Source organism: Candidatus Symbiopectobacterium sp. NZEC135 (genome assembly GCF_025962695.1).
In genome coordinates this window covers 1-4,215 of record NZ_JAGFPF010000130.1, presented here as the reverse complement: position 1 = coordinate 4,215, position 4,215 = coordinate 1, and the positions used below count along the sequence as shown (strand labels likewise).

The 4,215-nt window shown below is 49.2% G+C and carries 5 protein-coding genes; all 5 read left to right on the top strand.

All coding sequences use genetic code 11. The features are described 5' to 3' along the window. The coding region (locus tag J5224_RS23620) for a hypothetical protein (RefSeq protein ID WP_264627675.1) at positions 1–87 on the top strand (87 nt) is incomplete at its 5' end. 39 nt (positions 88–126) lie between these two features. Beyond that, the gene (locus J5224_RS23615; protein WP_264627673.1) at positions 127–1,509 is read left to right on the top strand and encodes an MFS transporter; all 1,383 of its coding nucleotides are present in this window, start codon (positions 127–129) and stop codon (positions 1,507–1,509) included. Positions 1,510–1,581: 72 nt separating this feature from the next. Next, entirely contained in the window at positions 1,582–2,625 is a 1,044-nt protein-coding gene (locus J5224_RS23610) for an NAD(P)-dependent alcohol dehydrogenase (protein WP_264627674.1), read from the top strand. A 21-nt stretch (positions 2,626–2,646) separates the two neighbouring features. Beyond that, complete coding sequence (locus tag J5224_RS23605) at positions 2,647–3,483, top strand: ketose-bisphosphate aldolase (protein WP_264627672.1); 837 nt, start codon at positions 2,647–2,649, stop codon at positions 3,481–3,483. Between the two features lie 2 nt (positions 3,484–3,485). Continuing rightward, the coding region (locus J5224_RS23600; RefSeq protein ID WP_264627671.1) for a carbohydrate kinase family protein at positions 3,486–4,215 on the top strand (730 nt) is incomplete at its 3' end.

The following is a 4,215-nucleotide window of genomic DNA, read 5'->3' as shown; positions in this document are numbered from 1 at the left end:
GGACTTTCTCAATGGCAGGAAGGTTTCGAGGCGATGGCAAATAAAACGGCGATTAAAGTTATTATGACCTATGACTTTACGCATTAATCTGGCGTGAATTCCCTTATTCTTTAAGGATAGAATCACATGAATACGATAATAGCACCTCATTGTGGGGCGAGGCTCGATCGCTTGCCGGACAGTCGATGGCATTATTCCATGTTTGGCATGGTGGCATTTGGATTATTAGTTTGCTGGAGTAATGCCGTCGGTGGAATAATATTGGCTCAGTTGAAATCACTGGGATGGGCTGATAATTCAATTACCGCGACCTTTTCTGCCATTACCACCGCTGGGATGTTTGCCGGTGCATTAATTGGCGGCATCATTGGTGATAAAATAGGGCGAAAGAAAGGGGTTGTCCTGTTCGAACTGATTCATATTATCTCAATGGTGGTTGGGGCATTCTCGCCCAATATGGATTTTTTGATCGCCTGCCGTTTTGTTATGGGATTTGGTCTGGGTGCTTTGTTGGTCACGCTGTTCGCCGGGTATACGGAATATATGCCGGGGCGAAATCGCGGTACCTGGTCTAGCCGTGTCTCTTTTATTGGTAACTGGTCCTATCCTATTTGTTCCCTGATTGCTATGGCACTCACCACGGTCATTAGTGCCGAGTGGAACTGGCGTGTGCAATTGCTGATTCCTGCCGGACTGTCGTTGATTGCCACCTGGTTTGCCTACCGCCATTTCCCTGAATCACCGCGCTGGCTGGAGGCTCAAGGGCGCTATCAGGAGGCGGAAGCCATCATGAAAGCGATCGAACAACGCGTGGAGCAGCAGACCGGCAAACCGCTGCCGCCGCCAGTGCAGGTTGAAGATACGCACGTGCGGGCCGCCAGCGTTCCTTATTCGGCGCTGCTCAAAGGCGCCTTGCTCAAACGGGTTATTCTTGGTTCTTTCGTGCTTATCGCAATGAACGTAGTGCAGTACACCTTGATTAATTGGTTACCCACTATCTTTATGACGCAGGGAATAAACTTAAAGGATTCTATTGTTCTTAACACCATGAGTATGTTCGGCGCACCGTTTGGCATTTTTATTGCCATGCTGGTGATGGACCGAATTCCCAGAAAAGTCATGGGGGTCGGACTGCTGTTATTGATTGCCGGGCTGGGTTATTTCTACTCGCTGCAAACCAGCATGATGATGATTACCCTGATTGGTTTCTTCCTGATTACCTTTGTGTATATGTACGTTTGCTATGCCTCTGCGGTGTATGTACCGGAAATCTGGCCGACGGAAGCCAAATTAAGAGGTTCAGGACTGGCAAATGCGGTAGGTCGCATCAGCGGTATTGCCGCGCCTTACGCGGTGGCGAGCTTATTGAGTGGATACGGTGTAACCGGCGTGTTTGTTTTACTCGGCGGCGTGTCAATTATTGTGGCGGGTGCTATTGCGGTGATTGGTATTGAAACCAAAGGCGCATCGGTTGAAAGCATTGGCATGAATGTGGTTACCAGTAAATAACACCAATAAATAAACGACGTTTTTCCATCAATACGTTTTACCGATAAATAAGTTATCCTACAGGAATTAATGATGAAAAATTCAAAAGCTGTATTAAAAACGCCTGGGACAATGAATATTATTCCCGCTGCGGTTCCGACACCAAAGGATGATGAAGTATTAATTAACGTTGAGTATGTCGGGATCTGCGGTTCTGACGTGCACGGGTTTGAATCTGGCCCTTTTATTCCGCCGAAAGATCCTAATCAAGAGATTGGATTGGGGCACGAATGTGCCGGTACGGTCGCAGCGGTAGGCAGTAAAGTAAAAAAATTCAAAATTGGCGACCGGGTAAATATTGAACCCGGCGTACCCTGCGGTAAATGTCGCTATTGCCTGGAAGGCAAATACAACATTTGTCCTGACGTTGACTTTATGGCGACACAGCCCAATTACCGCGGTGCGTTGACTCACTATTTGTGTCACCCGGAAAGCTTCACCTACAAGCTGCCCGACAATATGGACACCCTGGAAGGTGCCCTGGTTGAACCGGCGGCGGTGGGGATTCATGCCGCGATGCTGGCCGACGTTAAGCCCGGCAAAAAGATTGTCATTCTCGGGGCCGGCTGTATTGGTTTGATGACATTGCAGGCGTGCCGTTATATGGGCGCATCGGAAATTGTCGTGGTCGACGTTTTGGAAAAACGCCTTGAGATGGCAGGCAAACTTGGCGCGATGGCGGTCATCAACGGTGCCGCTGAAGACACGGTTGAGCGCGCCAAAACGTTATTGGGTGAGGCGGGCGCTGACATCGTGTTTGAAACCGCCGGTTCGCAAGTGACGGTAAAACAAGCCCCCTATCTGGTTATGCGCGGCGGAAAAATCATGATTGTCGGCACGGTGCCCGGCGATTCTCCGATTAATTTCCTGAAAATTAATCGCGAAGTGTCCATTCAAACCGTATTCCGCTATGCCAACCGCTATCCGGTAACGATTGAGGCCATCTCATCGGGCAAGTTCGATGTGAAATCTATGGTGACGCATATCTATGACTATCAGGATGTGCAGCGTGCTTTTGATGAATCCGTAAATATGAAAAAGGACATCATCAAAGGCGTAATTAAGATTGGTGCGTAAATTCACAAGGGAGACATAACTATGCTGGCAGATATTAAATATTGGGAAACACAGGCGCAGGCGGGAAAATATGCAATTGCACATTTTAACGTATGGAATGCGGAAATGCTGATGGGCGTTATTGATGCTGCCGAGGAGTCGAAATCGCCGGTCATTATTTCTTTTGGTACCGGGTTTGTGGGAAATACCTCATTTGAAGATTTTTCCCACATGATGGTCTCCATGGCGAAAAAAGCCACGGTGCCGGTGATTACCCATTGGGATCACGGGCGCAGCATGGAAATTATCCATAACGCCTGGACCCACGGCATGAATTCATTAATGCGTGATGCCTCTGCGTTCGACTTTGAAGAGAACATTCGCCTGACCAAAGAAGCCGTGGATTATTTCCATCCGCTGGGCATTCCGGTAGAGGCAGAATTGGGCCATGTGGGTAATGAAACCGTGTATGAAGAAGCGCTGGCAAGCTATCACTACACGGATCCCAGCCAGGCCGCAGAATTTGTGGAAAGAACCGGCTGTGATTCGCTGGCGGTGGCGATCGGTAATCAGCACGGTGTCTACACCTCTGAGCCAAAATTGAATTTTGAGGTGGTTGAAAAAGTGCGCGCGGCGGTTTCTGTGCCGCTGGTGCTGCACGGTGCCTCTGGCATTAGCGATGCTGATATTCGTAAAGCGATTTCGTTAGGTATCGCCAAGATCAATATTCACACCGAGTTATGTCTGGCGGCGATGGTGGCGGTAAAAGAAAACCAGCAGCAACCCTTCCTGCATCTTGAACGTGAAGTGCGTAAAGCGGTGAAAGAAAGGGCGCTGGAGAAAATTTACCTGTTTGGCTCTGACGGAAAGGCGAACTAGCCATGGCGCAACCTATCGATGTTATTTGCATTGGTGCCGCCATTGTCGATATCCCGTTACAGCCGGTGAGTAAAAATATCTTTGATGTTGACTCTTATCCTCTGGAGCGGATTGCCATGACGACCGGGGGGGATGCGATTAATGAAGCGACCATCCTTTCCCGGTTAGGGCATAAAACGGCGTTAAATAGCCGTATTGGTGACGATGCGCCGGGGCATTTTATTCTGGCTGCCTGCCGTCGGGAAAATATTGATATTCAGAGTTTGATGCTGGATACGCACATCGACACGTCGATTAATGTCGGCCTGGTGACGGAGGATGGTGAGCGCACCTTTGTCACCAACTGTAACGGCAGCTTGTGGAAGTTGAATATTGACGATGTGGATTTCTCCCGTTTTCCCGAGGCGAAATTACTGTCACTGGCCAGTATTTTTAATAGCCCGCTGTTGGAGGGTCAATCGCTGGTAAAAATCTTCCAGCAGGCCAAAGCGCATCATCTGACCCTCTGCGCGGATATGATTAAGCCGCGTCTGGGCGAGCGGCTGGAGGATATTCAGGACGCGCTGAGCTACGTGGATTACCTGTTTCCCAATTATGACGAAGCGCGGCTATTAACCGGGGAAAGCTCGCTGGACAGCATTGCCGATCGTTTTCTGGCGTGTGGCGTGAAAAACGTGGTGATTAAACACGGTAAAAACGGCTGCTTTATTAAAACGCGCACGGAATCGCTCT